At 65.7% G+C, this 16,881-nt stretch carries 21 protein-coding genes; 10 read left to right on the top strand and 11 right to left on the bottom strand.

What is annotated here, in order from left to right; all coding sequences use genetic code 11:
- The first annotated feature begins 1 nt into the window (after nucleotide 1).
- Entirely contained in the window at nucleotides 2-751 is a 750-nt protein-coding gene (locus LG299_RS01295; RefSeq protein WP_404432773.1) for an SGNH/GDSL hydrolase family protein, read from the top strand.
- Here the strand turns inward: LG299_RS01295 and LG299_RS01290 are convergent.
- Complete coding sequence (locus LG299_RS01290) at nucleotides 738-1,298, bottom strand: dihydrofolate reductase family protein (RefSeq protein ID WP_404432771.1); 561 nt, start codon at nucleotides 1,296-1,298, stop codon at nucleotides 738-740. The genes LG299_RS01295 and LG299_RS01290 overlap by 14 nt on opposite strands.
- Nucleotides 1,299-1,387: 89 nt before the next feature.
- Between LG299_RS01290 and LG299_RS01285 the strand changes: the two genes are divergently transcribed.
- Together LG299_RS01285 and LG299_RS01280 are read left to right on the top strand one after the other, a co-directional pair.
- On the top strand, nucleotides 1,388-1,750 hold the full coding sequence (locus LG299_RS01285) for an ArsR/SmtB family transcription factor (RefSeq protein WP_404432769.1): 363 nt from the start codon (nucleotides 1,388-1,390) through the stop codon (nucleotides 1,748-1,750).
- On the top strand, nucleotides 1,747-2,202 hold the full coding sequence (locus tag LG299_RS01280) for an SRPBCC domain-containing protein (protein WP_404432767.1): 456 nt from the start codon (nucleotides 1,747-1,749) through the stop codon (nucleotides 2,200-2,202). The genes LG299_RS01285 and LG299_RS01280 overlap by 4 nt, the downstream gene beginning before the upstream one ends.
- A gap of 7 nt (nucleotides 2,203-2,209) precedes the next feature.
- Here LG299_RS01280 and LG299_RS01275 read toward each other — a convergent pair whose 3' ends face one another.
- Together LG299_RS01275 and LG299_RS01270 are read right to left on the bottom strand one after the other, a co-directional pair.
- A complete protein-coding gene (locus LG299_RS01275; RefSeq protein ID WP_404432765.1) occupies nucleotides 2,210-3,046 on the bottom strand; it encodes a carbohydrate kinase family protein in 837 nt (278 codons plus the stop codon).
- A complete protein-coding gene (locus tag LG299_RS01270) occupies nucleotides 3,046-3,972 on the bottom strand; it encodes a pseudouridine-5'-phosphate glycosidase (protein WP_404432763.1) in 927 nt (308 codons plus the stop codon). Before LG299_RS01270 ends, LG299_RS01275 begins: the two co-directional genes overlap by 1 nt.
- A gap of 190 nt (nucleotides 3,973-4,162) precedes the next feature.
- Between LG299_RS01270 and LG299_RS01265 the strand changes: the two genes are divergently transcribed.
- Entirely contained in the window at nucleotides 4,163-4,426 is a 264-nt protein-coding gene (locus LG299_RS01265; RefSeq protein WP_404432761.1) for a DUF6458 family protein, read from the top strand.
- 20 nt (nucleotides 4,427-4,446) lie between these two features.
- Here the strand turns inward: LG299_RS01265 and LG299_RS01260 are convergent, their stop codons facing one another.
- Nucleotides 4,447-4,839, bottom strand: a complete 393-nt coding sequence (locus tag LG299_RS01260; RefSeq protein ID WP_404432759.1) for a VOC family protein — start codon at nucleotides 4,837-4,839, stop codon at nucleotides 4,447-4,449.
- Between the two features lie 32 nt (nucleotides 4,840-4,871).
- The gene (locus tag LG299_RS01255) at nucleotides 4,872-6,203 is read right to left on the bottom strand and encodes a nitrate/nitrite transporter (RefSeq protein ID WP_404432757.1); all 1,332 of its coding nucleotides are present in this window, start codon (nucleotides 6,201-6,203) and stop codon (nucleotides 4,872-4,874) included.
- 147 nt (nucleotides 6,204-6,350) lie between these two features.
- Here LG299_RS01255 and LG299_RS01250 point away from each other — a divergent pair, with 147 nt between their 5' ends.
- Nucleotides 6,351-7,271: an AEC family transporter gene (locus LG299_RS01250; protein WP_404432755.1), complete on the top strand. Its 921-nt coding sequence runs from the start codon at nucleotides 6,351-6,353 to the stop codon at nucleotides 7,269-7,271.
- Between the two features lie 4 nt (nucleotides 7,272-7,275).
- Here the strand turns inward: LG299_RS01250 and LG299_RS01245 are convergent, their stop codons facing one another.
- From LG299_RS01245 to LG299_RS01235, 3 genes are read right to left on the bottom strand one after another with little or no spacing between them, the layout of a single operon-like run.
- Nucleotides 7,276-7,557 carry a DUF6510 family protein gene (locus tag LG299_RS01245; RefSeq protein WP_404432753.1) on the bottom strand — a complete coding sequence of 94 codons (282 nt, stop codon included), beginning with the start codon at nucleotides 7,555-7,557 and terminating at the stop codon, nucleotides 7,276-7,278.
- A complete protein-coding gene (locus LG299_RS01240) occupies nucleotides 7,557-8,303 on the bottom strand; it encodes an FAD-binding oxidoreductase (protein ID WP_404432751.1) in 747 nt (248 codons plus the stop codon). The genes LG299_RS01245 and LG299_RS01240 overlap by 1 nt, the downstream gene beginning before the upstream one ends.
- Nucleotides 8,279-8,872 (bottom strand): sulfite oxidase-like oxidoreductase, encoded by a 594-nt coding sequence (locus tag LG299_RS01235; RefSeq protein ID WP_404432749.1) that lies wholly within the window; start codon nucleotides 8,870-8,872, stop codon nucleotides 8,279-8,281. Before LG299_RS01235 ends, LG299_RS01240 begins: the two co-directional genes overlap by 25 nt.
- A 192-nt stretch (nucleotides 8,873-9,064) precedes the next feature.
- Here LG299_RS01235 and LG299_RS01230 point away from each other — a divergent pair, with 192 nt between their 5' ends.
- Entirely contained in the window at nucleotides 9,065-9,619 is a 555-nt protein-coding gene (locus tag LG299_RS01230; protein ID WP_404432747.1) for an HdeD family acid-resistance protein, read from the top strand.
- 68 nt (nucleotides 9,620-9,687) lie between these two features.
- Here LG299_RS01230 and LG299_RS01225 read toward each other — a convergent pair whose 3' ends face one another.
- Together LG299_RS01225 and LG299_RS01220 are read right to left on the bottom strand one after the other, a co-directional pair.
- Complete coding sequence (locus LG299_RS01225; RefSeq protein ID WP_404432745.1) at nucleotides 9,688-11,673, bottom strand: S9 family peptidase; 1,986 nt, start codon at nucleotides 11,671-11,673, stop codon at nucleotides 9,688-9,690.
- A gap of 3 nt (nucleotides 11,674-11,676) precedes the next feature.
- Nucleotides 11,677-12,450: an SDR family oxidoreductase gene (locus LG299_RS01220; protein WP_404432743.1), complete on the bottom strand. Its 774-nt coding sequence runs from the start codon at nucleotides 12,448-12,450 to the stop codon at nucleotides 11,677-11,679.
- Between the two features lie 43 nt (nucleotides 12,451-12,493).
- Between LG299_RS01220 and LG299_RS01215 the strand changes: the two genes are divergently transcribed.
- The 4 genes from LG299_RS01215 (at nucleotide 12,494) to LG299_RS01200 (ending at nucleotide 15,304) form a co-directional block, all read left to right on the top strand.
- Entirely contained in the window at nucleotides 12,494-12,973 is a 480-nt protein-coding gene (locus LG299_RS01215; protein ID WP_404432741.1) for an NfeD family protein, read from the top strand.
- Entirely contained in the window at nucleotides 12,970-14,046 is a 1,077-nt protein-coding gene (locus LG299_RS01210; RefSeq protein ID WP_404432739.1) for an SPFH domain-containing protein, read from the top strand. Before LG299_RS01215 ends, LG299_RS01210 begins: the two co-directional genes overlap by 4 nt.
- Entirely contained in the window at nucleotides 14,039-14,824 is a 786-nt protein-coding gene (locus LG299_RS01205; RefSeq protein ID WP_404432737.1) for a glycerophosphodiester phosphodiesterase family protein, read from the top strand. Before LG299_RS01210 ends, LG299_RS01205 begins: the two co-directional genes overlap by 8 nt.
- Before the next feature lie 93 nt (nucleotides 14,825-14,917).
- On the top strand, nucleotides 14,918-15,304 hold the full coding sequence (locus tag LG299_RS01200; RefSeq protein WP_404432735.1) for an RNA polymerase-binding protein RbpA: 387 nt from the start codon (nucleotides 14,918-14,920) through the stop codon (nucleotides 15,302-15,304).
- 3 nt (nucleotides 15,305-15,307) lie between these two features.
- Here LG299_RS01200 and lnt read toward each other — a convergent pair whose 3' ends face one another.
- Complete coding sequence (gene lnt, locus LG299_RS01195; protein WP_404434762.1) at nucleotides 15,308-16,834, bottom strand: apolipoprotein N-acyltransferase; 1,527 nt, start codon at nucleotides 16,832-16,834, stop codon at nucleotides 15,308-15,310.
- Between the last annotated feature and the right edge of the window lie 47 nt (nucleotides 16,835-16,881).

Below are 16,881 nucleotides of genomic sequence, written 5' to 3'. Positions count from 1 at the left end.
CGTGGCATCCATTCGTTTCGTCGCTATCGGAGACTCCTTCACCGAGGGGGTGGGAGATGACCTTCCTGATGGTCGCGTCCGCGGGTGGGCTGATCTTGTCGCGCAGGGATGGGCGGATGCTTCGGCACAGCCCATCGAGTACGCGAACCTCGCCATCCGGGGCAAGCTCGTCTGGCCGATCGTCGAACAGCAACTCGAGCCGGCCCTCGCGCTGAAGCCGACGCACCTGTCATTCAACGGTGGCGGAAACGACATGTTGCGCCCGCGCTCGAGCGTGTCGCGCATCGTGGACGCGTTCACGCACGTCATGCGGCGGTGCGACGAAGAAGGCGTGCAGCTGATCCTGCTGTCGGGAGCGAACCCGTCGGGTCAACTCCCGCTCGGACCGGTTTTCCAGCGGCGCGGCGACATCCTCACTGCAGCGGTCAGCAAGAGGATTGAAGACCGGCCCGACATCATGCGGGCATTCAACTGGCCCGATCGAGAGCTCTCGACACCGCCCTACTGGTCTCAGGACCGCCTCCACATGAATTCCCGCGGTCACCACCGCGTGGCTGCGCGTGTGCTCACCGCGGCGGGGATCGAGCCGCCCGCCGACTGGTGGTCGCTCCCTCAGCTACCGCTCATTTCTCCGCGCGGAGCGGCGTACTACCGCGAGTACGTCGGGCCTTGGGTACGGCGCCGCCTGACCGGCACCTCATCGGGCGACAACCGCGAGCCGAAGCATCCGGAGTGGATCACGGTCGGCTGACCGCGTAGACGAGTTCGGCGAACTGCGCGTTCTGACGCACGGATTGCAGGCGCAGGCGATCTGCACCGAGCACGCGGGGCAGAAGAGACCGGCCCGAACCCAGCGTCGCCGGCGCGACAGAGACGCGGAGTTCGTCCAGCAGTCCGGCATCGGCGAACTGGCCGGCGAGATCGCCGCCACCGACGACCCACACGTCGCGATCACCGGCGGCGGCCATGATCTCGTCCCAGTGCTTCTGGGGGGTGCCGCTGACGAATCGCACGTCTGCGCCGGGGACGGATGGGAGCTCTCGCGTGGTGAAGACGTAGGTCGGGCGTGAGCCGTAGAAACCCGGCCACTTCTCGGGGTGTGTCACGAGGTCTTCGTGCTCGAGCACCCACTCGTATGTGGTGGAGCCTTGGACGATCACCCCCACTCCTTCGAGGAAGACGTCGAATTCTGCGGCGCCGTCACCTCGTTCGACGACGAAGAGCCAATCCAATGAATCGTGCTCGTCCGCAAGGAAGCCGTCGAGGGTAGTGGCGGTGTTGTAGATCACTCGTGGCATGCCGATAACGGTAGCGGCCGGGTCGGACACTGGACAGGTATTCAACCATCTGGTATTTTACTAATCAGTTGAACACGAAGGGAGACGCGATGGCGACCGATCAACTCAGCCTGACCTTTTCGGCACTGTCCGACCCCACGCGTCGCGCACTCCTGGCCCGCCTCGCCGGGGGAGAGGCGACCGTCAACGAGCTCGCTGAGCCGTTCGAGATGACCCTGGCCGCCATCTCGAAACACCTGCGCGTCCTCGAGGGCGCGGGTTTGATCAGCCGCAGCAAGGATGCGCAGTATCGACCTGCTCGGCTCGACGCCCGGCCACTGGCGGCTGCATCCGAATGGATCGGCGACTACGCCCGCTTCTGGGAAGCGAATATGGACGCCCTCGACAGCTACCTGAATGCACTGCAACAACTCACCACGAACACCCCATCCACCGCAGGAGAAACCAAATGACTGAGTACTTCACCATCACCCGCGAACTCGCCGCTCCCCGCGCGCTTGTCTTCGAGACGCTTACGCGCCCCGAGCACTTCGCCGTCTGGTTCGGCACCGCGGCCGTCGAGGTGCCGCAGGACTCGCTCACGATGGATGTTCGCCCCGGTGGTGACTTCCGCGCGGTGATGCTGCTGCCCGACGGCAACCGGATCAACTGGTCGGGGGAGTACATCGCCGTCGACCCGCCCTCGCACCTTGCGATGACTCTCTCGGATCAGCCCGGCGATGACGCGGGACTGCCTGTGCTGTTCGACCTCGAAGAAACCGACACCGGCACACGCTTGACGATCCGACAGGACCGCGCAGACTTCAGCGACGAGCAGGTCGAGATGACGATCGAGGGCTACAACGCCTTCATCGACGACATCGCGAACTTGCTGACGCGCCTTCAATCGGACGCCAGCGCCTGAGCGCGGTCTAAAGTGCGCCGGGGCGGCGCAGTGCCTCCATCGCGAGGGCGCTGCCCGCTTCGGCGGCCGCGAGGGCATCCGCGCCGGCGAGAACGGCGACAAGGTAGCCCGCGGCGAACGCGTCGCCGGCACCCGTCGAATCCAGCACATCATCGACGCGCTCGACCGCGACCTCGGCGGTCACCCCGCCGTGCCGCACGTGCACGGGGTCGCCGCCCCGCTTGACGACGAAGACTCCCGAGGGACGCAGCATCCATTCGTCTGCGAGCGCAGCCTCGTCTGCGTTCGCGAAGGTCACGGACGGGCCGATCGCGTCGAGCATCTCAGCGAGAAGGTCGGGTCCGAGATCACGCATCGTCGCGGTACTCGACAAATCGAGACTGATCGGGATGCCCCGACCTCCCACTCTCGCGCACATGTCCAGCAGAGCCGCCCGTGTCGTGGGCGCCGCGAAGCCGTAGAGCGGCAGATGCACCCAGTCGGAGCCTTCCCACCAGTCATCGTCGATGGTGTCCAGCTCGGCAGAGGCGCCGCGGTCGGTGATCATCGTGCGCTCGCCGTCGTCATCGACGAGGATCACGATCGCGCCGGTTCGTCCCACGCGTTGCACGCGCACCTCGACTCCCGAGTTCTCGAGTTGACGCGCGAGCGTCTCACCGAGGGTGTCGTCGCCGACTCGACCGATGAATCGCACCGGATGCTGCGGCGCCGCCGCGACGGCAACGTTCGCGGCACTCCCGCCACGCGTGAGGCGCACTTCGGCGGTGTTGTCGGTTCCGCGCTCCAATCGTGCGCCGCCCAGGACGATGAGATCGGCGACGAGATCGCCGATGACGGTCAGCATCAGACCGCCGACGAGACCGCGGAGAGGGCGAGCGCGATCTGGGCCCCCAGTTCGACGTTGCCGCGGTACACCGCGACATTGACGTCGAGACTGCGGCCGCCGGTCTCGCGCTGCATGAAGTCGAGCAGGAACGGAGTGGTGTCATGCCCCGACACCCCGTGCTCCTCGGCCGCGGCGAGCGCCCGTGCGAGCACGTCGTCGTGCAACTCGGTGTCGAGCTGGAGGTCTTCGGGGACGGGGTTTGCCACGAGCAGCGTCGACGAAATGCCCAGCCCATCGCGGACGCTCGACACGCGGGCGATTTCGTCGGGGGAGGAGACGGAGTACTCGATGTCGTAGCCGGAGTCCGAGATGTAGAAACCCGGGTAGTCCGTCGTCCGATAGCCGACCACGGCGAGATTGAGCGACTCCAGCCGTTCGAGCGTCAAAGGGATGTCGAGGATCGACTTGACACCGGCGCTGACGACGACGAGGGGGAGCGTCGCGAGTGTGCCGAGGTCGGCCGACTCGTCGAAGGTCTCCTGGGCCCGGCGATGCACCCCTCCGAGACCGCCGGTGGAGAACACCCGGACGCCGGCCAGATGCGCCAGATACGCGGTCGCGGCGACGGTCGTGCCGGCGCTCAGCCCTTTGACCGCGGCAACCGCGAGGTCGCGCAGGCTCGCCTTGACCACCCCGTCGGCCGTGGAGAGGTGCTTGATCTCGGCAGGGGAGAGGCCCACGGTCGGTACACCATCCACGACCCCGATCGTGGCCGGAACCACCCCCAGCGAACGCACACGGTTCTCAGCCTCGGTCGCGACCTCGAGATTGCGCGGCCTGGGCAGGCCGTGCGTGAAGATCGTCGATTCGAGCGCCAGCACCGGCTGTCCGGCGTCGACGGCGGCGCGCACCTCGGGTGAGATGGCGAGAGGGGCAGAAGCCACGGCGGTTCCCTTCGAATGGATGTCTCCACAGTACAAAGCAACTGGTCGCATCAAAGGCACTGTCCCGCCTATACAGAGCACGCACCTGTTGTCAACGCCTTGCGCGTACTCACAGCGCTTGGCAACGTTGTCCGGTGGACGAACACGTCCCATCACGAGTGGCTCACGCCACACCACGAAAGGACAGCACATGAGTATCGGAGCTGGCATCCTGCTCTTCGTCATCGGAGCGATCCTTGCCTTCGCCGTCAACGTCGAGGTCGAATGGGCGAACCTCGACATGATCGGCTACATCCTGATGGGCGCGGGCGCGCTCATCGCGCTGATCGGCATCGTCCTGCTGGCACGCCGCCGTCAGTCTGACACCGTCACCCGCACCGCCGTCGACCCGGCCGCAGGCGAGCAGGTCACCCGCAAGACCACACGTTCGACTGACGACACCGCCGGCCTCTGACCGCTCGGCGCTCCCGGTGGCTACTCGTAGCCGATGAGCCACCGGATGCCGAATCGATCGGTCACCCGACCGTCGTGTGCGCCCCACGGGCGCTCCTGCAGCGGATCTGACACGACCCCACCATCTGAAAGCTTGGCGAACCACCGAGCGAGGGTGGTGGGGTCTGCTGTTCCCAGCAGCGAAAAGACGGCGCCCTCGATGCGAACAGCATCTTCATCGGGGCCGGCGTCGGCACCGAAGAGGTTGACATCCCCCGAAAGGATGCCGTGGGCAACGGCGTTCGCCGGGCCATCGGTGCGGCCGAAGTCGGCGTACGTGTGCAGCGCGAGGTCACCGCCGAAGACGCCGTGGTAGAACGTCAGCGCCTCTGTTGCCGTGCCCGGAAAGAAGAGATAAGGAACCAGTCCAGCCATTCGCCGACTGTACACCCGGGGCCTCGACACGTTCATTGACGCGTCGAGCGGGTGCGCTTCGGCGGATCCATACCCAGGTGAATGCGCGTGCGCTTGCGCTCGATCACGATGAAGACGATGCCGAGAATCCATAGCGGAAACTGGGTGAGGAACGCCAGTCGGAAGGCATCCAGCGAATACGTCGCCGTTGTTCCCGCGCCCTGGAGGTCGAGTGCGAGTCCGATCATGAAGATCGCGATCAGCGCCGCGAGGAACCCGCCCGCGTTGGTGAGGCCGGTCGCCGTACTCAGTCGGTGCGCGGGGTTGTGTGTGCGTGCGTGGTCGAATGCGATCATCGACGCCGGTCCGCCCATCGCGAGGCCTACAGCGAGCACGATGAGCAGCCACAGGGGAGCGGGGCCGGGGTAGAGGATTACCGCGAGCCACACGGCCATCTGTGTGATGACGGCGGGGAGCACCAGTCCGCGCGAGCGGTGGTGTGGCATTCGCCGAGAGAGTTCACCCATGACGGGGCCGAGCGCCATACCTACGATCACGTAGATCGAGAGAATGGATGCAGCTTCCGCCGTTGATCGCCCCTCTCCGGCGGTGAGGAACGGCATTCCCCACAACAGCACGAATGCGGTGCCGGCAAAGGGCGACGCGAAATGGGACCAGAAGGCGAGCCGAGTACCCGGGTGCGCCCAGGCCGCGCGAATGCCGACGCCGGTATCGATCGACGACGTCACGATGCGAATGGCACCCGTGTCGGTGTTGACGCTGACGTCGGCGGAGCGGTTCTCGGGATGATTGCGGATGACCGCGAAGACAAGGACCGCGAAGAGGATGCCGAGACCGGCGATACTGCCGAATGTGATCGACCACGACGTGGCGTGCAGCAGCGCCGCCAGAGGAATCAGGGCGATGAGCTGGCCGGTTTGCCCGAGGATGCCCGTGAATTGCACCATGATGGGGCCGCGCTGCGCGGGAAACCACGTCGCAATGAGGCGCAACACGCTCGGAAAGACCGCTGCGTCACCCGCACCGAGGAGCATCCGGGCAAAGATTGCGACGCCCACGTTGGGGGAGAACGCCATCGTCAGCTGACCGGCAGCCATCAGGATCATCCCGATCGTCATGATCGGTCGGGAGCCGAATCTGTCGAGGAGGACGCCGATCGGAATCTGCATTCCGCCGTAGACGGCCAATTGCACGACGGCGAACATAGACAGGGTCGAGGCATCCGCCATGAAACGATCTGCCGCGTCAACGCCGACCGCACTCAACGACGAACGGTTCGTAATCGCGAGCACGTACGCTGCGACACCGATCGACCAGATGACCCACGCGCGGAGCGACGGTGAGGAGGAGATGGAGACGGTCACGGCGATCCGGGAGTGAGGGAGTGGATACTGCCAGCGTACCTCGCGGCTCGAATCCCTAAGTTGACATAATGTGCATTATCAGCGAACGACCGATCGCTAGCCGAGCTGGATTCTTGGTCCGGAACGCCCCTTCTCTAGGCTCGAAGCATGTTGGAGTCGCTGACCGGGTTCGTCGTCGTCGGCGTCGCCATCCTGGTGGGCTGGATCATCGGGCGTATCGACCTTCTCGGCGAACACGCGAAACCGGTGCTCGCGCGCCTGACGTTCTTCGTCCTGTCGCCGTTCTTGCTGTTCGTCGTACTGGCCCAGGCTGATGTCCGCACGCTGTTCTCCGCACTTCTGCCGGTGGCTGCCATCGCCGCGGTGTCGATCTTCGTGATCTATGCGCTGATCGCCCGGCTCGCCTGGAGGCGCCCGCTCGGCGAAATCGTCATCGGTGCGCTGAGTTCCGGGCAGGTCAACTCCAACAACATCGGCATTCCCTTGTCGCTGTACCTGCTCGGCAGTGCCGCCTACCCGGCGCCGGTGATCCTGTTGCAACTGCTGATCTTCACACCGATCACGATGACGATCCTGGATGCCGTCACCCACGGCCGCACCTCGCCGGGGCGCGCGCTCGTGCGCACGATCTCGAACCCGATCGTCCTGGGGTCGCTGCTCGGGACCATCGTGTCGATCAGTGGGATCGAGTTGCCGTCGGTGGTCCTGGAGCCCGCGATGCTCATCGCAAACGCCTGCGTGCCCGTCATGCTGATCAGTTACGGCATCTCTCTCTACGGACAGCGCGTCCTCGCGCCATCCGGGCGCCGGCGCGACGTGATCCTCGCAACGACACTCAAGCTCGTCGCCATGCCGCTGATCGCGTGGGTGGTCGCGCAGTTCGTGTTCGGTCTGTCGGAGCGTGATGTGCTCATCGTCGTCGTCCTAGCGGCCCTCCCGACCGCACAGAACGTCTTCAACTATTCGCAGCGCTACGGGATCGGCGAAGCGATCTCGCGCGACACGATCTTCCTCACGACCATCGGGTGCGTCCCGGTGCTCATCGCGGCAACCCTGATCCTCGGTTGACGCGTCAACTGCGGAGGAACCCGCGCCGAAAACTGCTCAGTGACGCGATCATGACCCGCACGCCGCTGTCGTCGCGCATGACCGTGAACAGAGTGTGCGAGCATCCACGGCATCGCACGATCGCCGCGACCTCGTCGATCTCTACGATCGCTTCAGCGAGCGGCGCCTGCGAATCGCAGCCCGCGCACACGCCGATGATCGTCGTCACATCACCCGTGAACACGTCCGACAGCAGCCCGGCGAGGACATTTCCGTCGACCGTCGTTGCCGCGATCTCGGCCCTCATCACGCACCTCCGAATCGTTCGGTCTTGATTTGTGCGGCCGAATGGCCGAGTTGCACGAGCGCGTCTGCGACGTGTTCGACGAATCCCGTCGGCCCGCAGACATAGATCGTCGGATGCTTCTCCCGCGGCCACACCGCGTCTGCGATGGCCGCAGCATCCAGTCGTCCCACGCGTCCTTCCCACCCGTCCGGCGCCGAACGTGTATACGCCCACGTGAGATCGACGCCCCCGGGCCCACTCGCATCGTCGAGCAATTCGCGATATATCGCGTCCTGCGCGCGTCGAACAGAGTAGAGAAGTCGGACGGATGCCGCGGCCCCGGCGTCCGTCGCCGCCCGCACCATCGCGGCAAGCGGCACAATTCCCGACCCTCCCGCGATCAGTTGAACAGGCGCGTCGCCTTCGGCGCGCCAGACGAAGTAGCCACCGAGAGGACCTTTCACCTCGAGTTGGTCGCCGAGCACGACGTCCCGCACCAGATAGGGCGAAACCTCACCGTCGGGCACCTCATCCACCGCGAGTTCGATCGTCGCGCTGTGCCCATAGGAGCCGAGCGAGTAAGAACGCACGGCTTGATAGCCATCCTCCGCCGTCAGTCGGACGTCGACGTGCTGGCCCGCATCGCTCCCCGGCCAATCTTCGACGGCGAGCTGGAGGACACGAGCAGTCGCGGTCACGTCGTCGATCTTCGCGATCGTCGCCGACCGCCACCCGCCGACGATCACCAATAGCGCTCCTCCGTCCACGGGTCGCCATGCATGTTGTACCCGTTCTGCTCCCAGAATCCGGGGGCATCCTCGTCTATCAATTCCAGGCCGCGCACCCACTTCGCGCTCTTCCAGAAGTAGAGGTGCGGAACCAGCAGTCGCGCGGGTCCACCGTGTTCGGGGTCGAGAGGCTCTCCGTCGAACTCGAAGGCAACCCACGATCTGCCGCCGAGCAGATCTTCGAGGGGAACATTGGTTGTGTACCCGCCGTAGCAGTGGGCCATCGCGGCCGCAGCATCTGTTTCGACGTGCTCCATCAGGGTGTCGAGCGAGACACCGCGCCACGACGTGTCGAGCTTCGACCAGCGGGTGACGCAGTGGATGTCGGTGTCGACGTCCTCGATCGGGAGCTCCAAGAACTGCTCCCACGTCCACGAGACGGAGGAGCCGGACTCGTTGCGGATCGTGAAAGTCCACTCCGACGTGTCCACCTGCGGAGTGGGACCTGCCGACAGGACCGGAAAGTCATCGGTCAGATACTGGCCAGGTGGCAGCCGCGGATCGCTCTCTCGACGGCGTGCGCCGAATCCTCTTGAAAAGACCGCCATCTCTCCCCCACGCGGTTCGGAGTGTTCTCACGCTCACGCTAACGTGATCACGCCACTCGGCGCGAGGGTAGGCGCCTCCGGAGGTGTTCTACGGATGCCTCGACACACGCCGTTACTTCTCCCGCGTTCTTCACCCTCGGGTCTAGGCTTTAGCCGCATCTCGTTCAGCAAACTCCCAGAAAGGACACTCACATGTCCACCTCCCCCGCTGAAACCTCAGCAGTAAACGGCATCCGCACAGCGCTCGGAATCGGCGGCGTGCTGTCGGTCATCGTCGGTATCTTGATCCTGGTGTGGCCCGGTAAGACCGCAATGGTCGTCGCCGCCATCATCGCGATCTACGCGATCGCCGCTGGTCTCGTCTACGCGGGCCTCGGCATTTTCTCCAAGTCGAAGGGCGGGTGGGCGCGCGTCGGTCACATCGCACTCGGCATCCTGTTCATCATCGCCGGTGTGATCGCGTTCGCGAATCTTGGCGCTACGACCACGTGGCTCGCGATCTTCATCGGCATCCTCGTCGGAATCATGTGGATCATCGAAGGAATCGTTTCGCTCTCCACGCTCGGTGACGCGAGCTCCAAGGGATGGACGATCTTCTTCGCGATCCTCAGCCTGATCGCTGGTATCGTGCTGCTCTTCTCGCCGCTCTACATCGTCGCTCTCTGGTGGGTGCTCGGCATCTCGCTGGTCGTGCTGGGCATCATCCAGATCGTTCGCGCGTTCACCTTCTCGGCGAAGAGCCTGTAACAGATCGAGAAGTACGAATGAGGGGCCTCGAGGATCGTCCTCGAGGCCCCTCCTTCCGTGCCTCATACTCAGCTTGAGGGGAGCATCCGCGCCCACCACTCGAGCACCGCAGCGAACCGCTCGACGCGGTGCCGTGGCTGCCCCGCCCGTGTGAGCTCGTGGTTCTCGCCCGGAAAGACCAACATCTCTGCGGGTGTCCCCTGGCGCTTCAGCGCCGCGTAGTACCGAGTGGCCTGCTCCAGCGGGCATCGGAAGTCCAGTTCGGAGTGCAGCACCAGAGTCGGTGTGGTCACCTGAGCGACAACCGCCGCAGGGCTCTGCCGGGCGATGTCGTCGGCCGACGTGCCGACGTACTCGTCACCGAAGAACGTACCGATGTCGCTGGTGCCCTGAAAGGACGTCGGGTCCAAGAACCCGCGCTCCACGATCGCACCGGCGAAGCGGTGCTCGTGCGCGATGATCCACGCTGTGAGGTAGCCGCCGTACGATCCGCCCATGATTCCGACGCGATCGCCGTCCAGGCGCTCATCGGACGCGATCACTGCGTCGAAGAAGTCCATCACGTCATTCATGTCGAGCGTGCCCATCCGCTGACGAATGCTGCGCCCGTGCGCCCGTCCGTACCCTGCTGATCCGCGGGGATTGCTGTAGACCACGGCGTACCCTGCATCGACCAGCACCTGAGTCTCGTCGAAGAGGTGTATGCCGTAAGACGCATACGGCCCACCGTGGATCTGGAGGATCACCGGGAACGGCCCCTCCCCGGCTGGCGTTGCGACCCACCCGTGGACCGGGTAGCCGTCGCGACCGGCGACTTCGAGTTCGACGGGCACGACGATGTCGCTCGCGGCCGCCCCTCCCCCGAAGGCCGTGAGGGTGCGGGGCGTGTCCTCAGTCTCGACGAGAACAAGCTCGCCATACGACTCCGGAGTGGCTACGGCAGCGACCACTTTGTCGCCCGCGACGCCGTGCCCGAGCACCTCGACGTCGCCGCCGAGAAACTCAGCGACCTCTCCCCCGCGCGAGACCCGCAGCATCCGTACGCGTCCTCGACGGCGATCCTGCACGACGAAGTCGTCGCCTATCGGCGAGATGTGGCTGCCCACTTCGCCCAGATCAATCGTCTCGGCGTCCGTGAGTCGGCGAGGGCCATCGGACTCGACGATCCAGAGCGCGACGCCGGGGGCAACGAAGTCGACCCCAGCCGGCCCAACATCTGCCGCGAGGAGCGCGATGGTTCCGTCGTCGGCGACGGCGACCTCACTGATCGAGAGGTTCGCATCGCGGCCGATGATCACACGCACACGCGACCCGTCGAGCGGCACCGCAATCAGGCGGGAGCGCAGATCAGGGCGTTCTTCTGCGGGGTCATCGGGCACTGTCAGGATGTCGTCGCCGGCGAAAGTCACACCAGAGTGCGAGACGGAGCCCTCGGTGAGCCTGCGAGGCTCCGACGGGATGAGCTTCTTCTTCGGCGGCTTCTCGTCCTCGCCGCCCACAGCCGCGGCGGGCTCGTAGAAGGGCTCGGCATCCGTCGTGGGCACAGGAACGACGAAGACGTGGCCGGGGCGATCGGCGACATAGCCGAGGCCGTTGGCATGCCACCGCACACCGGTGATGTGACGGGGTGCCTCCGCCGAGGCATCCAACCCCTCCACACTGCCGTAGCGACCCTTCTCCGGGACCCGCGCGATGAACGCCAGCGACGCTCCGTCAGGCGACCAGTCGAACGCGCTCACACCGAGAGGCCCATCGGTAACCTGAACCGGCTCGCCGCCGGCGGGATCGACGACGTGAAGCTGAGGCTTGCCCTTGGCGTCTGACCGGAGGAATGCAAGGCGCGTGTCGTCGGGCGACAGTCGCGGGGCCGTATCTGCCACTCCTCTGGTCAGTCTGCGCGGTGCCTCGTCGGGCAGATCGATGCGCCAGAGCTGACCGACCGCTCGATTGGCTGCGAGGTCGGGGCGCGATGTCGCGAACACGACGAATCCACCGTGCGAAGCGAGAGCGGGCCGACCGACCGAGATGAGCTTCTCGATGTCTGTGGCGCGCACCCGTCACTCCCCGGCGAACGAGTCGGTGTCACCGACCAGCCGCGTGTTGTCGGCAGGCACCGGCTCCACGGTCGCGAGCGCGACCTCGGCGGCAAATTCTGAGACGTTGTAGAGCTTTCCGGCGGACTCACGCCGTGCGGAGATCGCCCCCGGGTTCGCGCGCTCAAGCAGGGTCGCGGTGATGGTCCCCTCGATCATGTCGCCCGAGACCACCACGAAGCTCACGCCCTTTTCGGCCAGCGCCGGAATCCGCTCGCGCAGAGCGTCTTCGCCTGCACGCTTGGACAGAGCGACGGGCTCGTACTCGGGCATGGTCGGAGTCGTCCGGATGAAGTGCGCCTGGTGGCTCGTGACGAAGACGACCCGCGCGCCGTCGTTCAGCACAGGCAGTGCGGTCTCGAGAACGCGCACTTGCGCGTCACGGTTGAGCTGCAGCGCGTAGTCCTCAGCCATGCCGGACTCCATACCGCCGGACGCATTCAGCACGAGTATGTCCAGGCCACCGAACGTTTCCCGCACTGAATCGAACATCGCCTGCACCGAGTCGGCATCGGTGAGGTCGGCTCCGACGGCGAGTACCTCCACTCCGAGTCCGCGCAACTGTCCGGCGAGCTTCTCTGCGCGCGGAGCCTTGTTACGGTAATTGATCACGACGTTCGCGCCGGCCTCGGCGAGGTAACGGGCCGTATCGGCACCGATTCCACGCGACGAACCTGTTACGAGGGCGGTTTTACCGGCGAGCGAGCCGGCTGGGAGAAGGGTGGATGTCTCGGTCACGCCTCGACCCTACCTGCTAGGTTCGAAGACAAGGAGGCACACCGTGGAGCTCATCCAGACGATTGAACAGTGGGCATGGATCGGGTGGCTCGTGCTGATCCTGTTGTTCCTGGTGATCGAGATGCTCACTCTCGATTTCACTTTCCTGATGCTCAGCATCGGTGGCGTCGCGGGCCTCGGCACCGATCTTCTCGGCGGGCCGATCTGGCTTCAGGTCGTTGTCGCCGCCGTCGTGGCGGCGATTCTGCTCCTCGCGTTGCGTCCACCGCTGCTGCGCCGTTTGCGCCGAGGCGAAGATCCGACCCTCTCGAACATGGATCGGCTGATTGAACTTCCGGGAACTGTCGTGTCGACGGTCACCGGGCTCGGTGGTCAGGTCAAGCTCTCCAACGGCGACCTCTGGACCGCTCGTGCTCCCGAAGGCACCACGCTCACTCCCGGAACTCCCATCCGGGTCACCCGAATCGACGGCGCCACCGCCGTCGTCCGCCCCGCTCAAGAAACTGAGTCCCCCCTCGCATGAATCTCGACGAGAACATCATTCCCACCGCGATCGGCTGGATCCTCGCGCTCGCAGTCTTCATCTTCGTGTTCGTCACGATCGTGCGGTCGATCCGGATCATCCCGCAGGCGAACGCCGGGGTTGTCGAACGTCTCGGCCGCTACCACAAGACGCTTTTGCCCGGACTCAACGTCCTCGTCCCGTTCATCGATCGCGTGCGTCCGCTCATCGACCTCCGCGAGCAGGTGGTGTCGTTCCCGCCTCAGCCCGTGATCACCGAAGACAACCTCGTCGTGTCGATCGATACCGTCGTGTACTTCCAGGTGACGGATGCCCGCGCCGCAACCTATGAGATCGCCAACTATCTCGGCGCCGTCGAGCAGCTCACGACGACCACGCTCCGTAACGTCGTGGGTGGCCTCAACCTCGAAGAGGCGCTCACGAGCCGCGACAACATCAACAACCAGCTGCGCGCGGTCCTCGATGAGGCCACCGGCAAGTGGGGCATCCGAGTCGGCCGCGTCGAGCTGAAGGCGATCGATCCGCCGCACTCGATCCAGGACTCGATGGAGAAGCAGATGCGCGCCGAGCGAGAGCGCCGCGCGACGATCCTGACGGCCGAGGGCTCGAAGCAGTCCCAGATCCTCGAAGCCGAGGGCCGCAGGCAAGCCCAGATCCTCGAAGCCGAGGGCGACAAGACAGCGGCAGTGCTTCGTGCGCAGGGCGAGTCCGAGGCGATCCAGATGGTCTTCGGTGCCATCCACGCGGGCGATCCCGATGAGAAGCTCCTGGCGTACCAATACCTGCAGACTCTGCCGAAGATCGCCGACAGCGCCTCGAGCAAGCTCTGGATCATCCCGAGTGAGCTCACCGAAGCGCTCAAGGGCATCGGTGACGCGTTCGGCGGGCGGGCGGCGGGCGATCCCGATCGTCCACGCACGCCGGCCTCGACCGCGGCCGCGGATGAGGCGCTCGAGGCGGCTCGCGAAGCAGCCACGGCCGCGGACGTCATCGCGGCCGAAGCGAAGGCTGTTGCGCCGAGTGTCGGCGCCTCGGGTGGCTCTGCCCCGGGCGCCGCGCCCACCGATGCCTGATCCGAAGCATCCCTTCTTCACCTCCCCCGGCCCGCGAGTCCTCGCTCATCGCGGACTCGTCACACCGGGCGCCGCGGCTCAGGGCATGGCCGAGAACTCCTTTGCCGCCGTCGCCGCCGCGCACGCGGCGGGGATCGCCTACGTCGAATCGGACTGCCACCTGACGAGCGACGGCGTCGTGGTGCTGTTCCACGACGCCGACCTCTCGCGGGTGACCGGTGACCCGCGCATGGTGGCGGATGTCTCGCTCGTCGAGCTCGCAACGCTCATGGAGAGCCGGGGCGGATTGATCACCCTTGAACAGGCCCTCGAATCCTTCCCTACCCTGCACTTCAACCTCGACGTGAAGGTCGCTTCAGCGGCGGCGGCCGTAGGAGGCCAGATCGCCGAACACGGTGCCCGCGTGCTGGTCACGAGCTTCTCGGATTCCCATCGAAAGCAGGCGTTGGATGCGGCGGCGCGAGCCGGCGGTGACGTCACACCCGCGACATCCGCCGGAACGGGCACCATCGCCCGGCTTCTGGCCGCTCTCCCCCTGCGCTCCTCTCGCCTCACGCGCCGCGTCCTGGCAGGTGTGCATGCCCTGCAGGTGCCCGAACGGCACGGGCGCCTGCGTGTGCTCACCCCGCGGCTCATTGCCGCGGCCCATGACGCGGACGTGGAAGTCCACGTCTGGACGGTGAATGACCCGGCCGACATGCAACGGCTCATCGCGATGGGTGTGGACGGGATCGTGACCGATCGCGCAGACGTCGCCCGCGATGTCCTCAGCCCCTGAGCATCAACTGTGAGTGGGCCGAGGCCTTGCCCGTTCGCATCATCTACCCAGGTCACCGCGCTATACCTGTAGAAGCGACGAGAGGACCACACAATGGCAGACCGCAGCCTGCGCGGCATTCGACTCGGCGCCCAGAGCTTACAGAGCGAAGAGGGCGTCGTGTTCCATGAACGCGCACAGCACACCTATACCTGCACGTCCTGTGGACGTGACACGACGTTGACCTTCGCGGCCGACGCCGAACTCCCCGAAGCGTGGGAGTGCCGGACGTGCGGCGCAGAGGCGCTCCGTCAGATCGGTGACGGCACCACCGCCGAGGTCGATCACTCCGGCGACAAGGTCGCCCGTAGTCACTGGGACATGCTGCTGGAACGCCGCACGCTTCCCGAGCTCGAGGAACTGCTCGAAGAGCGTCTCGCCTACGTCCGCGCACGCCGCGGCGCCGGTGAAGATGTCTCGCTCACCAAGCTGAGCGCCTGAGCATCACCGCATCTGCGTGACGCCGGCCCCTTCGGGGGTCGGCGTTTTCGTCGTGCGCCGCGAACTGACCCGCGCCGCGATGCCGAGTGCGATCAGGGCCGCCAGGCTCCCCCACCCGAGGAAGAACTTCACCCACGGCCCGACGATGACGGCGGGGGTGATCCCTGTGCGGAGCGGCACCTCGGTGAGCATGGCTCCAGGCTCATCAGCCGGCAGGGCGTCGATCGTCTGACCATCAGGGGCGATGACCTGGCTCGTCCCGACCGTCGAAAGGTTGACGACCGAGCGCCCCGTTTCGATCGCCCGCATACGGGCGAACGCGAGCTGCTGAAGGTTCTCGTCGGTATTCCGGAAGTCGGCGTTGTTGGTCTGGAACATGTAGACCTCTGCTCCGCCGCGAGCTGCCTCCCAGATCACGTCGTCATAGATCACGTCGAAGCAGATCGCCAGCCCGATTCCCACGCCATCGAGGTCGAAGAGCGGCGGGTTGGTGCCGGGCGTGTACTCGCGCTGGATCAGTCCGATGAGGTCGGGCGCGAGCTTCTCGAAGAACCAGCGATCGGGGACATACTCCCCCATCGGCACCGGGTTCGCTTTGTCGTGTAGTTGGACGGCGCCTTCGCTCGCGATCCAGAGCATCGAGGTGTTGAACGTGTCGTCCCCGCGCGTGGTCGCCGCGTTGACGATCAACGGCGCCTCGACGCGCTCCGAGAACGCGTTCAACACTGCCGCTGTGCTCTCGTTGGCGAGCGGGTCGGAGTCGATGCCTCCCTCGGGCCACAGCACAACATCGACGTCTTCACCGATCAGGGGGGCGGATGCTGCGAGCTGAGCGTTCAGCACTGCGTTTCGATCGCGCTCATCGAAGTAGCCGGACGGCCCGTTGCCCTGCACCGCCCCGACACGCATCTCACCCGAAGGAGTCGTCGGAAATGCCGGAATCAGCACGAGGAGCGCCGCCGTCACAACCGCCGGCGCCGCCGTCCGAGCATCACGCCACGCGCCGCGGCGGAGCCATTCGATCACAGCGGCCGTGAACGCCACCATCAGGAACGTCAGGCCTGCGACCCCCACCCACGAGGCAAGGTGCGCGAGCGGACTCTCGGACTGGCTCATGCCGAGTCGTGCCCACGGAAAGCCGGTGTAAGGCCATGAGTCAATGAAGAGTTCACGCGCGGTCCACAACCCCGCGATCAGCAAGGGAAGCCCGATGAGCTGTGCCCACCGACCGGGGAACACCCGCGGAAGAAGTCGGTAGGCCAGCACGATGAGGATGGAGCCCACTCCCATGAAGATGGTCTCCAAGCCCGCCAGTGCGAACCAGGGCACCACGCCGAGATACCGGGTGATCCACATGATGTGGATCAGATAGAACGAGGCTCCGAACACCATGCCGACCAGGAGCCCCGACCACACACCGCGCCCGATGAGCGCGACTAGCGAGAGGCCCACGCCGACGAACGCCAGAGGCCACCAGCCCACGGCCGGGTAGGCGAGATCCAGGATGCCCCCGGCTACGGCCGAAACCATGACCGCGGCCCACAGCGGAAGCAGTGGGTTTCGGCGGCGTTCTGCGG

It is taken from the genome of Microbacterium lacus, assembly GCF_044794305.1.
GTDB classification, from domain to species: domain Bacteria; phylum Actinomycetota; class Actinomycetes; order Actinomycetales; family Microbacteriaceae; genus Microbacterium; species Microbacterium lacus_B.
This window is presented reverse-complemented; position numbering and strand designations above follow the sequence as displayed.